We start from the raw sequence: 18,870 nt of genomic DNA, 5'->3' as shown, positions 1-18,870 counted from the left end.
ATTTATATAGTATATGTGATGAAGGTTTCTCTTACTATTCCTTTTACATAAAAAGATTAAAAAATTAGCTTCCGGGAGTTATTAAATTAACTAATGTTTGCCTGGTGGGTGATAATCTCAGCGAATACCGGACAAAGGTTTAAAAACATGATATCGTGTAAGAGAATAAATCAGTATAGGTTAGAGAAGGAACTACAAAAAAGGGGATGCAAAATGAAAACAGAAAAACAAAAAATGCTGGATGGAGAATTATATCTTTCCGCTGATCTGCAATTAATAAAAGAACGTGAAAACGCTCGAAGATTAACAAGGCTTTATAACCAAACAACAGAAAGGGAAGAAGAAAGACGTACAAACTTATTAAAAGAACTGTTTGGATCTACGGGAAATTCTCTTTGCATAGAGCCTACTTTCCGCTGTGACTACGGTTCTAACATTCATGTTGGAGAAAATTTTTATGCTAACTTTGATTGCGTACTTTTAGATGTATGTGAAATAAGAATAGGAGATAATTGTTTTCTTGCACCAGGTGTACATATCTATACAGCAACTCATCCTTTGCATGCTCTTGAAAGAATTTCAGGAGCTGAGTTTGGAAAACGCGTAGAAATAGGAAATAACGTCTGGATTGGGGGAAGAGCCGTTATTAATCCTGGAGTGAAAATAGGCAACAATGCGGTAATTGCTTCGGGTGCCGTTGTGACAAAAAATGTTCCTGATAACGTGGTAGTCGGAGGCAATCCTGCAGTTATAATCAAGCATATTGAAAATTAAAGAATAAACAAAGAGCTTTTGAATTGTAAAAGCTCTTTGTTTATACGATGTTTTATTGCCGATTTGGCTCGTCCTCATTTATAATGTTTTGGTTAAATGTAAAAATATACATATTTCCTTCCGAGATCATCCATACTTTATTGACAAAGGAAAATTAATCATGGTATATTATCTTTAATTAAAGATATTTAAATTAAAGATAAATGATGAATAATAAACTAGACGATTTATCCGGAGGAATGTAGAATGAACCACTTAAAAGGAATACACCACGTAACGGCTATTACAAGCAGTGCAGAAAAGAATTATGAATTTTTCACATATGTGTTAGGCATGCGCTTAGTTAAAAAAACGGTCAATCAAGATGATATTCAAACGTATCATTTGTTTTTTGCAGATGATAAAGGAAGCGCTGGAACGGACATGACTTTTTTTGATTTTCCAGGTATCCCAAAAGGTTTTCACGGAACAAATGAAATTTCAAAAACATCTTTCCGCGTTCCAAATGATGAGGCTTTAGACTATTGGGTAAAGCGCTTTGATCGCTTAGAAGTAAAGCATACGGGGATTCAAGAGCTATTTGGGAAAAAGACGCTTTCGTTTGTTGATTTTGATGATCAGCAGTATCAGTTAATTTCCGATGAAGGAAATCAAGGAGTTGAATCAGGCACTCCTTGGCAAAAAGGCCCTGTTCCTCTTCAATACGCTATTACGGGACTCGGTCCTATCTTTATTCGTATTGCCGAGTTTAATTACTTTAAAGAAATGATGGAAAAAGTCCTTTTATTTAAAGAGATTGCTCAAGAAGGAGATCTTCACCTATTTGAAGTAGGAGAAGGAGGAAACGGGGCGCAAGTAGTAGTAGAACACAATGAAAAACTTCCGCAGGCTCAGCAAGGTTTTGGAACGGTTCATCACGTTGCTTTTCGCGTAGAAAATCGACAGGCTCTTGAAGAGTGGATTAACCGAATGCCAAGCTTCGGTTTCCATACTTCTGGTTATGTGAATCGTCACTTCTTTGAATCGTTGTATGCAAGAGTGGCTCCGCAAATTTTATTTGAATTTGCGACAGATGGACCAGGATTTATGGGAGATGAACCTTACGAAACGCTCGGAGAAAAATTATCACTGCCTCCGTTTTTAGAGCCAAAACGTGCAGAAATTGAGAAGCTCGTGCGTCCGATTGATACAGTAAGAAGTACAAAAGAGTTTGTGAAAGAATAGTATACAAAAAACACTCAAATAGTTATTTGAGTGTTTTTTGCTGTTTCAAAGATAAATCAGCTTTCAAAACGCTAAAAAAACGTGCTTTTGATATTTTCTACTTTTATATATACCTGTCGCGAATGTTTACTTAAAAACTGCCAATGTTCTACAGGGAAGGAGTGGGAGTGGGTTGTGCATAGCCTTCTTTATATTTTTCATCGATGTCTTTGCGAATATCTTTTATTGATTTGCCTCGGTTATAGTCGAGCAGAGCTTTAGCTGCAATTTCTATACACAATCCGCATTTTGTTCCATGATCATCCCAGACAACTGCTCCGTTTCTTTTGTTTTTAAAAATAAAGCAGTCATAGCTATTTTTGTGATTCGCTTCCATGCCACATCCGCAGTAGCAAGGGATTTTTTCAAGTAGTTCACGATTTTTAGCAACGGATAGATAAACTAGTTTCATATCTTTAGGCTGGTTCTTCAAAAACTGTGGTAAAACATCTGCCCCTGGAGTCTCTTCGCGAATGTCAGCAACTGCAGCTTTATGATGTTCATGACCTGAATGTGCAGAAGAGTTTGTGGCAGAAGAAGTTGTTGTATTGTTTGAACAAGCGGATAATCCAATACTTGTAGCGAGAATCCCCAACAAAATAATTGATTTTTTCAATACAATTAACATCCTTTCATGTGAAAATAAATGATAGTTGCATCATACACGGCAGTTTATCTATGTAGATAATCAAATACCTGCTTGTTTATATCTAATTCTCTATAAGTATGCAAAGCAGTTATCGTGTATGATAGAGATGGACAAGGAAAAAATATGAAGCATGAATTTATCATAAGGTACGTTTTGTAAGTAATTGGACAGAAGGAGAAAGTGAACGGAGGTTAAACCGTAGTGAGTGAACAAAATCAACGTCTTTTTGAATATATTTTAGAGAATTCAGCCTCTATCAGTGAAGAATGGCTGCGCCAAAGAAGTAATATTAAAGGATCGATTTACTCAAAGGACGCAGACGCTTCAGTTGAGAAAAAGCTGCGCGAGCAGCATCTTTATACGATCGAAACAATTGCGAGCGGCTTTCTTGACGATCAAGAGATTTTTAAACAACGTATGGTGAAATGGACGACGGAAGTAGTAAACAGCAGAATTAAATTTGATACGCCGATTTACGAGGTAGTAGAAGCGCTAAGCAAAACAAGAAAAATTATTTGGACGTATGTCAAAACATATAGTCTGATACATTCATCTATTACAAAAGAAGATATACTGTCTTGGAGCGAAGTTTATCATACAACATTTGATAAACTCATTAATGAATTCTCCGAACAGTATTATAAAATCACAAGGCAAAAAATAAGTCTTCAGCAAGAGCTAATCGACGAAACGAGTTTTCCTGTCATTCCAATTGTAGATCACATCGCGGTCTTGCCTTTGGTAGGGCTTATTGATGAAATCAAAGGTGATTCTATTATCGAGGTTGTTCCAAAAAGGTGTGCAGAAAAACATATAAGGCATCTAGTCATTGACTTATCGGGTGTAAATTATGTAGATACGTATGTCGCTCACAAATTTTTTGATTTGATTAACATTTTGCAGCTGCTAGGCATCCATGCGATTATGTCAGGAGTGAGTCCTGACATGGCTCAGACAGCTGTTAATGTAGGAATTAGTTTTAATAAAATTGAAACGTTTGGGCATTTAAAACAAGCTCTCTCTTCGCTTGGTGTAAAGAAAAAAGAAGAAGAATAAAGTATAGAAATGCTAGATCGAAACGGAACTGAGACCTTTACTCTCAGTTCCGTTTCTTTTTGTTTGTCTATATTCTGTATATGAAATAATATTCTGCTGCATTCAAAATCTTGTAAGCATGCCTTACAAACTTCTTTCCACATGGGGACAAATGGAAGATACTAAGAAGCAAATAAACGGCGGTTTTCTATGCCAAACGTCTCGTTTAGCTTAAGAATGGAGGTGTAAAGAGAAGAATAAGAGAAGTACATAATGAGATGGTTGAAGCCTTAGATAAGTACTGTTAAGCCGTTTGATTAAGGAGGAGTTCTATGAAAATAATTTATCTTCTTTGCCTGCTTCCGTTTGTAGGAATATTAGGTTTATTGCCTTTTGTTAACAAAGTGAAGCCGTTTATTTTAGGGATGCCCTTTTTTCTCTTTTGGATTGTTATGTGGGTAATCCTTACGTCTTTTATTATGGGTATTGTGTACAAGCTCGATCCTGCTGTTAAAGGAGGAGATAAATAATGAATACCGCTCTGATTATTATTTTTGGTTTTTTACTTTTAGCTATTTATCTTGGAATTCGAGCTACGCGGGGCAAAAAAATGGATTTAGAACAGTGGAGCGTAGGCGGCAGAGGTTTTGGAACTGTTTTTGTCTTCTTTTTGATGGCGGGTGAAATCTATACTACTTTTACGTTTCTAGGAGGAAGCGCTTGGGCATATGGAAAAGGAGGGCCGGCGTTTTATATTTTAGCCTATATTTCTTTAGCGTACGTGTTAGGGTATTGGATCGGCCCGCAAATATGGCGATATGCGAAGAAACATAAGCTCATGTCTCAGCCGGATTTTTTTGTTTCAAAATACAAAAGCCCGTTTCTAGGCATCGTTGTTTCATGCGCAGGGGTGCTGGCAATTGTTCCTTATATTATTTTACAATTCAAAGGCTTAGGTATTATTGTATCTGAAGCTTCTTATGGCTCTATCTCTTCAACCGCAGCCATTTGGATTGGAGCCATATCACTAACGGTTTACTTAATGATATCAGGCATACATGGTTCCGCGTGGACGGCTATTGTTAAAGATATTATGATTTTTATTGTCGTCTTATTTTTAGGAATATATATGCCGTTTCATTACTACGGAGGCTTACAGCCAATGTTTGAGGCTGTGCATCAAGCAAATCCAACGTTTCTTACTCTTCCCAAGACAGGTCTAAGTATTTCGTGGTTTATTTCTACAGTCATGCTGACCGTATTAGGATTTTACATGTGGCCGCATACGTTTAATGCAACGTATTCAGCTGAAAACGAGAATGTATTTCGAAAGAATTCTATTATAAGTCCTATTTATACGCTAATGCTGCTTTTTGTCTTTTTTGTAGGGTTTACTGCTCTTATGCAGGTACCTGGACTACAAGGCGCAGAAGCGGACTTGTCACTGCTTCGTCTTTCCATTCAAACATTTGACCCGTGGATTGTCGGCTTTATTGGCGCTGCTGGTTTATTAACAGCACTTGTGCCTGGATCGATGCTTTTGATGGCAGCTTCTACGTCACTATCTAAAAACGTTTATGGCGTTCTTGTTCCCTCAGCGACGGGCAAACAAATTTCGATACTGGCTAAATGCTTCGTACCGGTCATTGCGCTTGTTTCAGTCTATTTTACACTTCATGGAGGGAATACGATTGTAACGCTTTTACTAATGGGCTACAGCATTGTGACGCAGCTGTTTCCTGCTTTTATTTTTAGTTTAATGAAAAACAATATCGTGACTAAATACGGGGCGTGTGCAGGTATTGTTGCCGGCATTGCGTCTGTGATGTATATAACGATTACTGAAACAACGCTTGGCACGTTGTTTCCTGCGTTGCCACAAATCATTAAAGATACAAATGTCGGCGTTATTTCTTTATTTATTAATTTAGTTGTATTAATGGTGGTCAGTTTAGCAACGAAAAAAATCGCCGCACAGCCGCATTTTGAAAGCGGGGCAGTAGATGGAAAACAAATTTTGTGAAAATCTTTTTCCAATTGCGTTTTAAGAACATCATGAAGGGTATAAAAGTAGTGCATCACCAAAATGTTCAATATGGCTGCAAGATATAAGCAGCCTTCTCGATAAAATGTAACGATTGCGTTGTTTTTAAACATAGGTAACGAGTGTGAAAAGCAACAAGACGTATGCCACAAGCGGTGTACGTCTTTTCTATGAAAGATATTTACTTAAAAAAGGAGATGATAACATGACATCTGAAAAAGCATTTGAGCAAAAGAAAGATCTTTTAATGAATCAAATTATTGAATCGGGTTACTTTAAAGCAGAAGACGGGAGACATTTGTACGAATTGAATTTAAGTGAACTAGAACAAACGCATCACGATCTTCAAAACCAAAAAATAAGAGAAGTATAATTAAAATCTTCCAGATTATTAGAAATTCAGCTGATTTCGTATATGTGTGTAAACACCAGCTGTTCAGTTTGTTCCTCCGCGGCTTTTTTGCTTGAAAGCAGGCACTTTTCTTTTTCTTCCTGTGCGTTTACAGCCTAGCTGTTTCCAATCATACTCCTCAAACATATAACTCAACACTTAAGAAATATGCGAATAAAAACAAAAAAAGCGCAGCTTCTGCGCTTTTTTTGTTGAGTTAAAAACGAGTGGAGGCCGCTGTTTTTTTAGGTTTGCTCATTGCTTTTTTTAATACTTCAGAAAAATAGGGCTCTCCGCTAGGATTTTGCTGTCTTAGCAAGTCAATGGTTCCTTTCACGTCATCCATAGCTCTGTGAGCGTGCTCTCTCTCGATATTATGATGATCAAGAAGCGTTGTTAGTTTTTTATTAGGAAAGCCGTACTCTTTCCATTTGACAGCACGCATAGAGCAGTGCCATTTTTGGTTGAATAAAGATGGATACCGTTTTAAAAGAAAACTGCGATCGAAAGAAGCATTATGAGCGATGATAGCCGAAACGCTAGTTAACAGCGATTCCACTTTTTTATCGTCTAATGTTTTATTTTTGACCATCTCATTTGTAATTCCCGTTAAGTTTGTAATATACGGGAAAATGGGAGTTGAAGGCATATTAAATTCTTCATATTCTTCTACAATGTCGATTATTTCTCCGGTAGAAGAATCATAAGAAACAACAGCAATAGCTAGTTCGATAATATCGCATGTTTGCGCACTTAATCCCGTTGTTTCAACATCTAAAACGGCTGCTAATTTCACTTGTTCAGTTGACAACTCGTCGTCCTCCCTTTCTATTTATCATTCTATTAGCTTATCATTTTTCAACAGAAAACGTTAGTAAAAAAGATGAGGTAGCACGTACATGGATTTATTTTATACGCCTACGTGGAAAAGGAATTTATTTTTTTAAAGGAGATGACGATAGCAAAGAAGAATAGTAATATTTACTCATCTAAATTAAGTCTTCATTGAAAATAATGAAATGAAGGAAGAAGGGGATCGTTATCATGCAATTGCTGTATATGGTACTTTTTCTTGTCTTAATTTTTTGGGGAATTACATCTTTTATTCATTACAGGAATCAAACTATTAAAGTTCGTTTGAACAAACATTATACGAATGCAGTAGAATGGATTGAAGCTGTTAAACAAGAGCTAGAAAAGCAAGGGAAATCCGTGAGTTATGAAGGGGATTTCTTGTTTAAAATTGATGAAAAACCTTATGAAATCGCAGCGCGTAACATGTCTATTTGGAGCATGTCGCTCTATCATATCTTGCTGCAGCGTCAAAAAGAACATTCTTAAATTTACTTGCATACAGAAATTATCACTTCTCGTCTATTGAGAAGTGATTTTTTATCTTTCTGTATCCATAATGGGGAATTTTTTGTTTTTATATAATAGTAATACGGAAAAGATGGTTCTAATTCCCTGAAAAAATACGCTTCATATATTTTTAGTTTCTGTTATCGGTTTGGCATAGAATTTGCATATGTAAGAAGGTTTTATCAGACATTTTAATTGTCAGGCAAAGAAAATTAGTTACATACTATAAAACTATTTTACATTATCTACTAGAATTAAAAAATTTTAATAATATAGTAAAATGTAGTTGACCTTCCTAGTTTTAGAATATAAAATAAATCTTGCTAATAGTTTGAAAATTCTAAAATGGAGGGGTTTACTTGAAAAGCTGGAAAAAGATTTTGGGGACATCTTTTCTTGCCACAACTGTTACATTAAGCGGAGTGGGGCCAGTACTTATGAATGGAAGTACTGCTTCAGCTAAAACCGCACAATCGGATGAACTTCCGAGTTCACCAATTGATATGAATACAGTACCGGAAGAAAGATTGGCTAACGCACTGAAAAACCAAGGAGTTATTTCTCAAAGTGCAACACCGCAAGAAGTGAAGAAAGCCGTTACTTCTTACATAAACAAAAAAGATGCACATAAAGAGAGCATGAAGGGACATAAAGCTAGCAAAATTGATTTGAAAGCGAAAGAAATGCAAACAAAACAAAAAGAAAAGTTTCAACGAGGCGAATTTGCTAACATTAAGTCTCAAGGAAACAATTCGGGGAACGGGGTAAACGTTAAACCTGCAGCTCAGGCAAACTATAAAGGACAAGTGAGAAAAGATAAAGTTCTTGTTCTTTTAGTCGAATACGCAGACTTTAAGCATAACAATGTCGTTCAAGAACCTGGTTACATGTATGCAAAAGATTTTAACCGAAATCATTATCAGCAATTAATGTTTGGAAAGAAAGATTTTACGCTATTTAACGGAAAGAAAATTAAAACGTTTAAACAATATTATGAAGAACAGTCTGGAGGTAGTTACACAGTAGATGGAACGGTTTCTGACTGGTTAACTGTACCTGGAAACGCAAAAGAATACGGAGCAGACAACCCAGCGGGAGGAAACGATAATGCGCCTGGATCTAAAGGGCCTCGTAATCTTGTAAAAGAAGCGCTTGCTGCTGCAACAAAAAGCGGTATTAACCTTTCAGATTATGATCAGTTCGATCAATATGATATCGATGGAGACGGCAACCGCAATGAGCCTGACGGCATAGTGGACCACTTAATGGTCATTCATGCTGGAACTGGGCAAGAAGCAGGTGGAGGTAAACTAGGAAACGATGCTATTTGGTCTCATCGCTCTACTTTGGGACAAGTGTATAAAGTTCCTGGAACAAACATGGCTGCTTATGATTATACAATTGAACCAGAAGACGGAGCAGTTGGCGTTTTTGCTCATGAATTTGGCCATGATTTAGGTTTGCCGGATGAGTATGATACACAGTATACGGGTCAAGGTGAGCCGGTAGGCGTTTGGTCAATTATGAGCGGAGGGAGCTGGGCTGGTGAAGTAGCTGGAACAGAACCGACAAGTTTCTCCCCGCAAAATAAAGAGTTTTTCCAAGCAAATATGGGTGGAAACTGGGCAAATATTCAACAAATCGACAGCAAAAACATTACAAAATCGGGCTCTGTGAGCGTGGTTGATCAAAGCGTGACAAAATCTAAACGACCGGGTATTGTGAAGATTAATTTACCTAAAAAAGCTGTTCAAGGGATTAAGCCTGAGTTTGGAAGCAACTACTACTACAGTAAACGCGGAGATGATCTGCATACGACAATGACGACGCCAGAGTTTGATTTAACAACAGCCAAAACAGCGACGTTCAATTATAAAGCGTTCTATGAAGTAGAGGCAGAATACGATTATTTATATGTAAATGCGATTCTTCCTGACGGTTCAAAAGTTCTGTTAGATACAATTGGTGATAAAGCGAATAACGCAGACGGTTCCGCAGAAACTTCCGGCGGAAAATGGGAAGATAAAAGCTATGACTTGACGCAGTTTAAAGGTAAAAAAATCAAGCTTCAATTTGAATACGTAACAGACGGAGGACTTGCTCTTCAAGGATTTGCACTTGATAATGCCAGTTTAGTAGTAGATGGAAAAACGGTATTTACGGACGATGCTGAAGGAGCGCCAAAAGTAACGTTAGATGGATTTGAAAAGACAAACGGCATCAGCTATAAAGACAACTATTATTACCTTGAGTGGAGAAACTATGCAGGCAGCGATAAAGCACTTCAATTCGCGCGAGGTGCAAAATATAATACAGGCATGCTGCTTTGGTACGCAGATGAAAGCTACCTTGATAACTGGGTAGGACAACATCCAGGTGAAGGATTCCTTGGCGTGGTTGATTCCCATGCTCATAAAGTTCTTTACTTTAATGTGAATGGGATTAGCACGACAGCAAATTCAAGCCGATATCAAATTGCAGACGCGGCGTTCTCATTTGATAAATCACCTGCTTGGTCATATTCCCATAAAACGTGGGGAACTATTTCATCTAAAGGATCAAATGGAGTTACAAGCTTCAACGACAAAAAATCGTATTTAGATGAAAGAATTAAAGATGCAGGCCGCTTGCTTCCTCAAAACGGATTAAAATTAGACGTAATTGGTGAAGCAAAAGACAATTCAGCCGGTGCTGTATGGATTCATAAGTAAAATTAGACGTATTCAAAAAAGATCTGAAGAGCGTATTCTTCGGATCTTTTTTTATGTTAGGAAATCAAAATAAACTATGAGCTAAATAATCAAAGTATTTAATACCGTTTAAAAAATAAAATAAAGGGAATTTTCAACAGTGAATAATTGTTATTATGTCATGAAATTCATCCATATAATCAATACTAATAGGTAAAGAAAATATTGAAAAGGAGTTCTAACTATGAGCTATCGTATCGAAAGAGATTCAATTGGAGAAATCAAAGTGGCAGAAGATAAACTATGGGGAGCGCAAACGCAAAGAAGTAAAGAAAATTTTCCAATAGGGATTGAAAAAATGCCGATTGAAGTAATACGTGCTTTTGCGGTTTTGAAGAAAAGTGCAGCTATTAGTAATCATAAACTAGGCAAACTATCAGCAGGGAAATCGGAAGCCATCGTACAAGCTGCTAACGAAATTATTGAAGGGAAATGGAATGAACATTTTCCTTTAGTGGTATGGCAGACAGGAAGCGGAACGCAATCAAACATGAATGTAAATGAAGTGATTTCCCACCGGGGAAACCAGCTAATAAATGGCGACGAAACGCTTCATCCAAATGATGATGTCAATATGTCACAAAGCTCTAACGATACTTTTCCTACAGCTCTTCATATTGCAGCTGTACTAGAAGTCGAAGATCAATTATTGCCTGCTCTAAAAACATTAAAAGAAACGTTCGCTGCGAAGCAAGAGCAGTTTAAAGATATTATTAAAATAGGCAGAACCCATTTACAAGATGCTACACCGCTAACACTAGGACAAGAAATTAGCGGATGGCATCATATGCTCGAAAAGAATGAAGAAATGATTAAACAAAGCGTAGAGTATATGAAGGAGCTAGCTATTGGCGGTACAGCTGTTGGGACGGGGATAAATGCACATCCCGACTTCGGCGATGAAGTAGCGAAAGAAATCAGCAGCACGCTTGGAAAAACATTTATCTCAGCACCTAATAAATTTCATGCATTAACAAGTCACGATCAAGTGGTTTATGCCCACGGTGCACTCAAAGCCTTAGCAGCTGATTTAATGAAAATCGCCAATGACGTACGCTGGCTGGCAAGCGGTCCTCGGAGCGGACTAGGCGAAATTACGATTCCTGCTAACGAACCAGGAAGTTCTATTATGCCTGGAAAAGTAAATCCAACTCAAAGTGAAGCTCTAACAATGGTTTCTGCACAAGTGCTTGGGAATGACGTGACGATTGGCATTGCGGCTAGTCAAGGAAACTTTGAATTAAATGTATTTAAGCCAGTTATTATTTATAATTTTTTACAATCAGTCAGATTGCTGACAGATTCCATGCAGGCTTTTAACGATAAATGCGCAGTAGGAATTGAACCCAACAAAGAAAAGATTCAGCATAATCTAGAAAATTCTCTTATGCTTGTAACAGCGTTAAATCCGCACATAGGTTATGAAAATGCGGCTAAAATCGCCAAGCTGGCTCATAAAGAAGGAACGACATTAAAAGAAGCAGCGGTCAAAACAGGCCTTCTGACTGAAGAACAATTTGAGCAATGGGTAAATCCTGCTAATATGATTCATCCATCAAAATAAAACAAGAAACCAAGCAGCTCAGAATGCTTGGTTTCTTGTTTTAATAAAATAAACATTGTTCTAAATAAACACATAAAAAGAAACTGCGGATTAAAAGAAATTTTACACTACCTTGTACTAGATTCAAATACATACGATTAGGGTATTTACATTTTTATAAAGGAGGGATTCAAGTGACGTACGAAGTGAAGTTTTATTTTGGAAATGAAAAATCAATCAGTACATTGGTTGAATCAGAAAATGTAAAAGAGCTTGAGGAATCTATTATTCATACACAAGGATGGTATCGTTATTATGACAAAAAGCACGAAGCTTATTTAGCGATTCAAATGAGCAACGTTTTACACATCGTTATAAAAGAATATCAGGATCCGGAAAAAACAGGGGTTTTGAGAGATTCGTCGTATACATAAGGAAGCTAGCAAAAGAGGTGAAAACTATGCAAAGGCGACATTCAAATAACCCTATTATTCTCGACGTTTCTCATCATCAAGGAATCATTAATTGGAAAGAAATAAAAAACACCTCAGTAAAAGGGGTGTATATAAAGTTAACAGAAGGTGGAACTTTTGTAGACCCTAGATCCTATGAAAATTATATAGGTGCTAAAAATGCGGGCTTGAGAGTAGGGTTTTATCATTATGCTCACTGTACAAATAGCCCGGAGAAAGAAGCTGCTTTTTTTATTGCTCAGCTTGGACAAATGAAACTAGACCTTCCGCCATGTTTGGATCTAGAAGAAGATAAGAAAAAATCCAAAGAATTTGTTTCTCGCTTTGCCGTAAGCTGGCTCGAGCATGTTCACAAAACAACAGGGATTAAGCCTATCGTATATACGAACTATCATTTTGCTAAAACTTTTTTTACAAACGAAATAAGTAAGTATCCTTTGTGGGTAGCAAGATATAGTGCAGCCAACAGACAAGGCGGTATGCAACACCCTGGTAAGCTAAGTCAGTGGCAGCGATGGGCAATGTTTCAGTATACGGATTCTGGCAGAGTAAAAGGAATTTCTACAAATGTGGATATAAATGAAATGGACTACTCATTTTTTAAAGAAGTCACAACAAATCTCTCTATGACGAATAATACAAAAGGACCCTTTGTGTATTCCAAAGGTGATAGAGGGTTAGGAGTCAAACAAATTCAGCAAAACTTACTTGCGCTAGGTTTTTCTCTTCCGAAGTTTGGAGCAGACGGTTTCTATGGAGATGAATTAATCGCTGCAGTGAAAAAATTCCAGAATCGGTATGGCCTTTTTTCAGATGGGATAGCAGGAGCGGACACACTGCCGCGTCTTGTTAAAGAAGTGAATAATCTGAATAATCTGGTTTGAGAGATTACCTAATAGGGAAAAGTCACTGTAAGATTCAAAAAGGTACAAGGAAGGAGCTATTATGAGAAAACGAAAACAAAAAGCATTGATATCAGGTATTACATTATCAACGGTAGGAGTCGGCATTACGTCTTATATATTAAGCGATGCTGCGAAAAGACGAAAAGTAAAAGGACTTGTTCGAAGTGCCAAAGTAAAACTTTCAAGTTTATCTAAAAAACAGCAGGTAAATGCTACCTTGAATAAAGATGCTCATTCAGATCCTACGTACGTTTCTGAAAGCAATATGATTTCAGAAGGACCTATGTATCAAGACCAACATAGATAATAAAAAACTAGTCTTGCCTCGGGCGAGACTAGTTTTTTTATTAATTTTATAAATAGCAGCGCTTATTCATGTTACACTCTCTATATAAGGGAATTATTTTACGCATATTTACAAGTAAAGGAGGAATAGAAGGAGTGGTTAGTAGCGGATTGTTTGTTAACTTATGTATTTTTTCGTTTTTTGTCAGTATTATGATTGCGATACGAATATTTTTGTTACAGCGTCTAGCCCATAAATACAAATGGATGAGTGGTATTTATGCAAGTATTGTTTCTGCTATTCTTATGGTGTATAGCGTTACGTATCAACAGATTACATATGATTTACGTTTTCTTCCTCTTATTTTGACCGTTCTATACTTTGGTTATAGAGCCGGTGCAGTTGCAGGTATCACTATGGCTGTGTGCAGTATCTATTTAGAAAGTCATTGGTTACTGACTATCTTAATTTTAATTTTTACCTTTTTGTTTTCCCTTCCTCTTATTCGATATAAAAAGCAGTTTTCTTTATTAAAACAATCTCTTCTTTGTTTCTTTCTTCATTTTATCGTTCATGTCTTACTGACAAATTACTTCTGGAATACACCTATTCAGTCGCCGTTTTATAGCGAAATAGAATATTTAGTGTTCGGAATTCTCGGACTGGGAGTAGCCGTAGCGACGATAGAATTTTATCGTAAATTTTACGCTGTAGCAGAAGAAGCTGCTTATGCTGGATCAGATTCATGTAAGGATGAAGAAGATTCTTTTTTTGTCAGAATAATGAAAAAAGAACTAGAATATACGAAAGAACAGTTGGAGTCTTTTATTAATCATCACATGGATGCGGTTATTATAACTGATTTAGAAGGGCAAATCTTGCGAGTTAATGAGGCCTATGAAAAAGTATATGGATGGAAATCCCATGAAGTCATTGGGAAAAAATATTACGATATAGCAGGAGCTTTTAGTAAGGATGTACATGAGAATATAAAAAAGACTGTTGCTGAAAAAGAGGCAATCAATCGAGTAGAAGTTGTCAGAGCTCGTAAAGATGGAAGTTTGGTAGACCTTCGCATCACCATTTCTCCAATTTTTAATGGGAAAGATGAGTTGGTAGGTTTGTCTGGAGTATGTGTGGATATATCTGAAGCTAAAAAAGCTAAACAAGAGCTTGATTTGCTGCATCGTAAGCTTAAGGAAAGTGAGTTAAAGTACCGCACGTTATTTGAATATGCAAACGACGCGATTTATTTACTTGAAATAGGTTCGGATCATTTCCCTGCCCGTTTTGTTGAAGTAAACGAAGCTGGATGTAAACGCTTTGGATATACGAGAGAAGAGCTTTTATCCATGCCTTGTCACGGTATTATACCTAGAGATTCTGACATTGTTCAAAAAACAGTCGAACAAATTCGTAACGGAAATCTTTCTTTTACGCTGCAATCACAGTTTACATTTAAGTCTGGCGAAATAAAAAAACTAGAATATAGTGGGAAGTTGTTCAATATAGAAAAAAAAAGTGCTTCTTATTGTTTCAAGAGACAGGACAGAGTACTTAAAAACAGAAGAGTTGCTGCAGAAATCTGAGAAATTAGCAGCGGTCGGGCAGCTTGCTACAGCTATTGCTCATGAAATTAGAAATCCTTTAACGGCCATCAAAGGGTTTATGCAGTTATTAACTGAAAAAGCGAGTAAAGAAGAGTTAACCTATATGAACATTATATCCTCTGAAATTGAGCGTATTGAAATGATTACAGATGAATTCATGTCTGTGGCAAAACCACAGGCCGTAACATTTCAGTCGATTGATTTGCAGCTGTTAATTCAACAAGTGATTTTATTGCTGCAGCCTCAAGCAACCATGAAAAACATCTTTATTGAACTTAACTCATATGGAGAAATGCCTTTTGTATATTGTGAAAGCAATCAAATGAAACAGGTGTTTATAAACATTCTTAAGAATGCGATTGAAGCAATGCCTTCCGGAGGAGAAATTAAAGTTGAGCTGAGAAAAAAGGACAACAATCATATTCATATTCAAATTATTGATGAAGGTGTAGGAATTTCAAAAGAACGCATCAAACATTTAGGTGAACCATTTTACAGTATTAAAGAAGACGGAATCGGGTTAGGATTAATGATCTGCTTTAATATTATCCAACAGCATAAAGGAACTCTTAGTATTGAAAGTGAAGTAAACAAAGGGACGAGTGTGGAAATTTGTTTACCGTTAGATTAAAAGGTAATCAGTTAAAGGAAGAAGAAATTTTGCAACAAGTTGTTTAGTAAAGTTATAATATTCTATGTTGAAGTAAAATAAGCAAAGGAGTGGTTACGATTAAACAGAAAAAGTGGATTAACATATTTCGTATTCTGTATATTATTTTTGCTATTATTGCGATTGGAGCATCTTTTGGAGACTATTCTTTTGGGCTTAATAATCCCCGCATAGTCAGTTTAACGGCTCTCATTTTGGCGGTTATCTGTATTGTTCCGTATTACATACTTCGCTTTAAAGAACAAGCTTCTAAAAGTAAATAAGTTAATATTTGTTATCTTAAAAGAGGCTGGGACAAAAGTATTTTAGTTGAAGGAAGATCCGAACGATTCATCGTTCGGATTTTTTTATTTTTATGGTGAACATGGGTTTAATTCAGCTGGTTGTTTCTAGCGGTTGATTGGAGTAATTTCGTTATGTCTCAATCTCTTTTTTATCGTAATAATTTATCGTAATAAAAGGGCGATAAATGGGCTAGCATTTTTCCTAGCCTGTACATATGCTATAGAGTAAACAGGCTACGGAGGTGAAGTCAAATGGGATTTTGTAACTGGGGTTACGGCGGTGGTTATGGCTACGGCGGTTACGGCGGCTACGGTAATTACGGTGGCGGTTTTGCATTAATCGTTGTACTATTTGTTTTATTAGTTATCGTTGGTTGTACATGTTTCAAATAAAAAAAGCACGAATCTGCAAAGAATTTAGTAGATTCGTGCTTTTTTATATGGGTAAAACCTTAGTACTATAATGAAATAATGTCGTGAACATACATAAAAAACATATAAAAAATTTAATTAATAGATTAAAAAAATAAAAAATGAATAGGAACAGTAGATTTAAGTCTTAAAAATGGGCTAGAATTTATAATTTTCCTTATAAGTAATTTTTGTAAAATGCTTCAGAGAGTTGATAGTAAGAGCCAATAGCACTAACTAGGCTACTAGTTTTTATCACCTGCCCAGAAGAATTATTTCACTTGTATGAAAATCAACATAAATGATTTTCATATAGTTTAAATAGGTAAAAAAGACTTATTGTAAAGATTTATTTTTAATTTTCATAATAATAGGAATATTGAAATAATATATAGACGTAGTAATTTTTAGTTGCTATAATGTTGCTAATTATCACAATTAACAGAAAAATTGCGGTAATTAAATTTACTAGGGATAGGGAGAAAAAAACTATGAAAAAGAAAAAACAGGCTTTAAAGGTATTATTATCAGTTGGTATTCTTTCTTCATCATTTGCTTTTGCACATACGAGCAGTGCCGCGCCAAATAATGTACTTTCAACTGAAAAGTACAACAAAGAAATTAAATCTCCTGAGTTTATTTCTGGGAAGCTCTCAGGTCCATCATCACAGAAAGCTCAAGACGTCGTATTTCACTATATGAATAAAAATAAAGACAAATATAAATTAGGAAACGAAAATGCCCAAAACTCGTTTAAAGTAACAGAAGTAGTGAAAGATCCCGTTGAACAAGCAACCGTTGTACGCTTGCAGCAGGTATACAATAATATTCCTGTATGGGGATCTACTCAATTAGCACACGTAGCGAAAGATGGAACCTTAAAAGTTGTATCAGGTACAGTAGCTCCTGATTTAGATAAAAAGGAAAAGCTAAAAGGACAGAAGCAAGTTGACAGCAAAAAGGCGATTCAAGCAGCTGAAAAAGATTTAGGCTTTAAACCGACGTATGAAAAATCCCCTTCATCTGAACTGTATGTTTATCAAAATGGTTCAGACACAACGTATGCTTATGTAGTAAATTTAAATTTCTTAAGCCCTGAACCAGGCAACTATTATTACTTTGTTGATGCTATTAACGGTAAAGTGCTAGATAAGTACAATACGATTGATTCCGTAGCTGGTCCAAAAGCCGACGTGAAGCAAGCGGCAAAGCCGGCAGCGAAACCTGTAACAGGCACAAATGCTATTGGCTCAGGTAAAGGAGTGCTTGGAGATACTAAATCCTTAAAGACAACGTTATCTAGTTCTACTTACTACTTACAAGATAATACAAGAGGCGCCACAATCTATACGTACGATGCAAAAAATCGTACATCTCTTCCGGGTACTCTATGGGCAGATACCGATAATACGTACAATGCAACCCGCGATGCAGCTGCAGTAGATGCTCACTATTATGCAGGTGTGACATATGATTATTATAAAAACAAATTTAACCGCAACTCCTATGACAATGCAGGAGCTCCGCTAAAATCGACTGTTCATTATAGCAGCGGCTACAATAATGCGTTTTGGAATGGCTCTCAAATGGTATATGGAGATGGAGATGGATATACTTTTGTTCCGTTATCAGGAGGATTAGACGTTATCGGACATGAATTGACGCATGCGGTCACAGAAAGAAGTTCTAATTTAATCTATCAATATGAATCAGGTGCATTAAACGAAGCAATTTCCGATATTTTCGGAACATTGGTAGAATACTATGACAACCGCAATCCAGATTGGGAAATTGGAGAAGATATTTATACGCCTGGAACAAGCGGTGATGCCCTTCGTTCAATGAGCAACCCAGCAAAATATGGAGACCCGGATCATTATTCAAAGCGCTATACAGGTTCTAGTGACAACGGCGGAGTTCATACAAACAGCGGTATTATCAACAAAGCGGCCTACTTGCTAGCTAACGGAGGAACGCATTACGGGGTTACTGTAACAGGCATCGGCGGCGATAAGCTAGGAAAAATTTATTACCGTGCCAATACGCTATACTTCACTCAGTCTACAACGTTTAGCCAAGCGCGTGCAGGTTTAGTACAAGCTGCTGCTGATTTATACGGTTCAGGCTCTCAAGAAGTAATTTCAGTAGGCAAGTCATTTGACGCAGTTGGTGTTCAATAAGTTATAAACCAAAAGTCGCAAGATAAATGAGGTATCTTACGACTTCCTATATTACCTTACTACCAATAAAGGAGTACTCGTATAAATATATTACAGTACTCCTTTATTTTATGTTAATAAATAAGGAAGACAGATTTCTTCTTGATCTATAAAAATCCACTTCTTATTCCTCCCTTTTATGTCCGTTCGGATTATACCATTGTTTGTTAAATGAAGAGGACCCGTTTTAGTAAACGGTCT

18 protein-coding genes and 1 pseudogene are annotated in these 18,870 nt (G+C 36.6%); 17 read left to right on the top strand and 2 right to left on the bottom strand.

What is annotated here, in order from left to right:
* Window positions 1-213: 213 nt before the first annotated feature.
* Entirely contained in the window at window positions 214-774 is a 561-nt protein-coding gene (locus AC4NPH_RS03360) for a maltose acetyltransferase domain-containing protein (protein WP_064471670.1), read from the top strand.
* A 246-nt stretch (window positions 775-1,020) separates the two neighbouring features.
* Window positions 1,021-1,998: a ring-cleaving dioxygenase gene (locus AC4NPH_RS03355; protein WP_013057008.1), complete on the top strand. Its 978-nt coding sequence runs from the start codon at window positions 1,021-1,023 to the stop codon at window positions 1,996-1,998.
* 148 nt (window positions 1,999-2,146) lie between these two features.
* Here AC4NPH_RS03355 and AC4NPH_RS03350 read toward each other — a convergent pair whose 3' ends face one another.
* Window positions 2,147-2,653 carry a PCYCGC motif-containing (lipo)protein gene (locus AC4NPH_RS03350; RefSeq protein ID WP_098314929.1) on the bottom strand — a complete coding sequence of 169 codons (507 nt, stop codon included), beginning with the start codon at window positions 2,651-2,653 and terminating at the stop codon, window positions 2,147-2,149.
* Window positions 2,654-2,887: 234 nt separating this feature from the next.
* Here AC4NPH_RS03350 and AC4NPH_RS03345 point away from each other — a divergent pair, with 234 nt between their 5' ends.
* The 4 genes from AC4NPH_RS03345 (at window position 2,888) to AC4NPH_RS03330 (ending at window position 6,138) form a co-directional block, all read left to right on the top strand.
* Window positions 2,888-3,742 (top strand): STAS domain-containing protein, encoded by an 855-nt coding sequence (locus tag AC4NPH_RS03345; protein ID WP_029321717.1) that lies wholly within the window; start codon window positions 2,888-2,890, stop codon window positions 3,740-3,742.
* A gap of 311 nt (window positions 3,743-4,053) precedes the next feature.
* Window positions 4,054-4,251: a DUF3311 domain-containing protein gene (locus tag AC4NPH_RS03340; RefSeq protein ID WP_029321718.1), complete on the top strand. Its 198-nt coding sequence runs from the start codon at window positions 4,054-4,056 to the stop codon at window positions 4,249-4,251.
* Complete coding sequence (locus AC4NPH_RS03335) at window positions 4,251-5,744, top strand: sodium:solute symporter family protein (RefSeq protein WP_029321721.1); 1,494 nt, start codon at window positions 4,251-4,253, stop codon at window positions 5,742-5,744. Before AC4NPH_RS03340 ends, AC4NPH_RS03335 begins: the two co-directional genes overlap by 1 nt.
* A gap of 226 nt (window positions 5,745-5,970) precedes the next feature.
* The gene (locus AC4NPH_RS03330; RefSeq protein ID WP_013057013.1) at window positions 5,971-6,138 is read left to right on the top strand and encodes a Fur-regulated basic protein FbpA; all 168 of its coding nucleotides are present in this window, start codon (window positions 5,971-5,973) and stop codon (window positions 6,136-6,138) included.
* A 235-nt stretch (window positions 6,139-6,373) separates the two neighbouring features.
* Here AC4NPH_RS03330 and AC4NPH_RS03325 read toward each other — a convergent pair whose 3' ends face one another.
* Entirely contained in the window at window positions 6,374-6,967 is a 594-nt protein-coding gene (locus AC4NPH_RS03325) for an exonuclease domain-containing protein (RefSeq protein ID WP_013057015.1), read from the bottom strand.
* A 233-nt stretch (window positions 6,968-7,200) separates the two neighbouring features.
* Between AC4NPH_RS03325 and AC4NPH_RS03320 the strand changes: the two genes are divergently transcribed.
* The 11 genes and pseudogenes from AC4NPH_RS03320 to AC4NPH_RS03270 all read left to right on the top strand — a co-directional run.
* Window positions 7,201-7,497, top strand: a complete 297-nt coding sequence (locus tag AC4NPH_RS03320) for a hypothetical protein (RefSeq protein ID WP_013057017.1) — start codon at window positions 7,201-7,203, stop codon at window positions 7,495-7,497.
* Between the two features lie 380 nt (window positions 7,498-7,877).
* Window positions 7,878-10,229, top strand: coding sequence for an immune inhibitor A domain-containing protein (locus AC4NPH_RS03315; protein ID WP_279824606.1), 2,352 nt, complete (start codon window positions 7,878-7,880; stop codon window positions 10,227-10,229).
* Window positions 10,230-10,452: 223 nt separating this feature from the next.
* Window positions 10,453-11,832: a class II fumarate hydratase gene (fumC, locus tag AC4NPH_RS03310; RefSeq protein WP_029321725.1), complete on the top strand. Its 1,380-nt coding sequence runs from the start codon at window positions 10,453-10,455 to the stop codon at window positions 11,830-11,832.
* Window positions 11,833-12,005: 173 nt separating this feature from the next.
* Entirely contained in the window at window positions 12,006-12,245 is a 240-nt protein-coding gene (locus AC4NPH_RS03305) for a hypothetical protein (RefSeq protein WP_013057019.1), read from the top strand.
* Between the two features lie 26 nt (window positions 12,246-12,271).
* Window positions 12,272-13,168, top strand: a complete 897-nt coding sequence (locus AC4NPH_RS03300) for a GH25 family lysozyme (protein WP_013057020.1) — start codon at window positions 12,272-12,274, stop codon at window positions 13,166-13,168.
* Window positions 13,169-13,229: 61 nt separating this feature from the next.
* On the top strand, window positions 13,230-13,496 hold the full coding sequence (locus AC4NPH_RS03295; RefSeq protein WP_013057021.1) for a YbyB family protein: 267 nt from the start codon (window positions 13,230-13,232) through the stop codon (window positions 13,494-13,496).
* A gap of 134 nt (window positions 13,497-13,630) precedes the next feature.
* A complete protein-coding gene (locus AC4NPH_RS03290; RefSeq protein ID WP_257141711.1) occupies window positions 13,631-15,064 on the top strand; it encodes a PAS domain S-box protein in 1,434 nt (477 codons plus the stop codon).
* Window positions 15,048-15,716 (top strand): ATP-binding protein, encoded by a 669-nt coding sequence (locus AC4NPH_RS03285; RefSeq protein WP_475843505.1) that lies wholly within the window; start codon window positions 15,048-15,050, stop codon window positions 15,714-15,716. Before AC4NPH_RS03290 ends, AC4NPH_RS03285 begins: the two co-directional genes overlap by 17 nt.
* An 89-nt stretch (window positions 15,717-15,805) precedes the next feature.
* A complete protein-coding gene (locus AC4NPH_RS03280) occupies window positions 15,806-16,018 on the top strand; it encodes a hypothetical protein (protein ID WP_013057022.1) in 213 nt (70 codons plus the stop codon).
* Between the two features lie 273 nt (window positions 16,019-16,291).
* Window positions 16,292-16,432: a YjcZ family sporulation protein gene (locus AC4NPH_RS03275; protein ID WP_013057023.1), complete on the top strand. Its 141-nt coding sequence runs from the start codon at window positions 16,292-16,294 to the stop codon at window positions 16,430-16,432.
* 599 nt (window positions 16,433-17,031) lie between these two features.
* A pseudogene (locus tag AC4NPH_RS03270) lies at window positions 17,032-18,630 on the top strand (M4 family metallopeptidase); the annotation flags it as partial.
* Window positions 18,631-18,870: the final 240 nt, after the last annotated feature.

The sequence above is a fragment of the Priestia sp. MDV22-iso46 genome, assembly GCF_058629175.1.
This window is presented reverse-complemented; position numbering and strand designations above follow the sequence as displayed.

What these genes read in the sequence shown, in the direction of transcription:
- AC4NPH_RS03320 (WP_013057017.1), top strand. Translation starts at nt 7,201, where the DNA reads ATGCAATTGCTGTATATGGTACTTTTTCTTGTCTTAATTTTTTGGGGA.
- AC4NPH_RS03355 (WP_013057008.1), top strand. Translation starts at nt 1,021, where the DNA reads ATGAACCACTTAAAAGGAATACACCACGTAACGGCTATTACAAGCAGT.
- AC4NPH_RS03340 (WP_029321718.1), top strand. Translation starts at nt 4,054, where the DNA reads ATGAAAATAATTTATCTTCTTTGCCTGCTTCCGTTTGTAGGAATATTA.
- AC4NPH_RS03275 (WP_013057023.1), top strand. Translation starts at nt 16,292, where the DNA reads ATGGGATTTTGTAACTGGGGTTACGGCGGTGGTTATGGCTACGGCGGT.
- AC4NPH_RS03295 (WP_013057021.1), top strand. Translation starts at nt 13,230, where the DNA reads ATGAGAAAACGAAAACAAAAAGCATTGATATCAGGTATTACATTATCA.
- AC4NPH_RS03300 (WP_013057020.1), top strand. Translation starts at nt 12,272, where the DNA reads ATGCAAAGGCGACATTCAAATAACCCTATTATTCTCGACGTTTCTCAT.
- AC4NPH_RS03335 (WP_029321721.1), top strand. Translation starts at nt 4,251, where the DNA reads ATGAATACCGCTCTGATTATTATTTTTGGTTTTTTACTTTTAGCTATT.
- AC4NPH_RS03330 (WP_013057013.1), top strand. Translation starts at nt 5,971, where the DNA reads ATGACATCTGAAAAAGCATTTGAGCAAAAGAAAGATCTTTTAATGAAT.
- fumC (WP_029321725.1), top strand. Translation starts at nt 10,453, where the DNA reads ATGAGCTATCGTATCGAAAGAGATTCAATTGGAGAAATCAAAGTGGCA.
- AC4NPH_RS03360 (WP_064471670.1), top strand. Translation starts at nt 214, where the DNA reads ATGAAAACAGAAAAACAAAAAATGCTGGATGGAGAATTATATCTTTCC.